The 1,264-nt window shown below is 31.6% G+C and carries 2 protein-coding genes; both read right to left on the reverse strand.

Translation table 11 applies throughout. From position 1 onward, the window contains the following. Window positions 1-136: 136 nt before the first annotated feature. Entirely contained in the window at window positions 137-1,027 is an 891-nt protein-coding gene (locus tag H4O20_RS13275; RefSeq protein WP_185099581.1) for a DUF6602 domain-containing protein, read from the reverse strand. A 52-nt stretch (window positions 1,028-1,079) separates the two neighbouring features. Further along, the coding region (locus tag H4O20_RS15050) for a hypothetical protein (protein ID WP_221442932.1) at window positions 1,080-1,264 on the reverse strand (185 nt) is incomplete at its 5' end.

Raw genomic sequence — 1,264 nt, forward strand, 5'->3', positions numbered from 1 at the left:
CGACTCCTGAAAACCCATCCCAAACTAGACCAATCCCCATAAGGGCAAACCGACATACACCGGTTCAGTCAACACTGCATTCATGTTGGGTCGTACCGACCACACGAATGCTTAGTTATTATTGCCAGTAGTTGTTTTATTCGATAATTTGACCATTATATTCAAACATTTGCCCAAAATATTTCATTAAATCTGGTCGCATTAAAAGACAGTTTTTCAAATGAAAGTTTAAACTAAAATTCAAAAATGACAGATTTATAGCTTGCTTATTTTTGTCGTCTTTAAATTCCACCAATAACCACTTGTATTCGTTTTTGTTTGAATCATTTATAAATTCTGGAAATAATTCTATTTTACTTGAATTTGCTGATTTATCTATAATTGCCTTGGCAACAATTCCTCTATCTAACAATACAATTAAATTCGGTAAATATTTGTCGTCAGTCTCGTTTAGTATTTTTTTTATATCGTTTATTGAAAAATCATTGGAATCGACAAAGAACATAAACTTAAAAAGCGGATTTTTGAAAGGTCTTTTGTCTCGCGCTTGGAAAGATATACCAGCTCCAAAATCTAAACCTGCTTCTTGAGTAAGTTGATTATGTGGTGTGTCTTTTCGATTTAATATGTCATAAATATTTTTAGTTGATTTTACAAAACTGCCTAAATAATCCTTATTGGCATAATAGGTTGATTTTATTTCAGCAAAAGAATAGATTGATTCATAAGGAATGTATTCAGTTCCATTTTCAGATGTAAATAAAACAGGTGAACCAATATTATCGGCGATAATTAAATCTAATTGACTACTTGTCTGTAATTGTTCATCTACAATATGTCCTTGACTCACATAATATTTGAGAGGTAATTTTCTCCTTATAACTCTTCTAACAGCATTTTCAACTTCATTTCCAGAAGCATCTATATCTTTAGTCTTATGCAATACTTTACTTTTCTTTCTTGAAGAGAAAATCTCTTGAACATCCTGTTCTATAATTTCTAAAATGTCAAGTTTTGGTAATTTCATATTCTTATCAGTGTTTTTTTTCAATTACTGGCAACGGCAGTCTGTCTCAAAACTACACTAATTTTCCTTTAAATTCAGTTTCAGGGTTAAGATTTCTGTATTTCATGAATTTTATGAAATTTCTCGGGAATTCGATTTTTAAAGCTTGCTGAGTGGATAATTGGGTTATAGCAAGCAACATAACCCCTAAAAACGAATTGAGCGCAGCGCAAACGGCCGTTATATCGAACTTTACAC

Source organism: Aequorivita sp. 609 (assembly GCF_014212065.1).
GTDB lineage: Bacteria > Bacteroidota > Bacteroidia > Flavobacteriales > Flavobacteriaceae > Aequorivita > Aequorivita sinensis.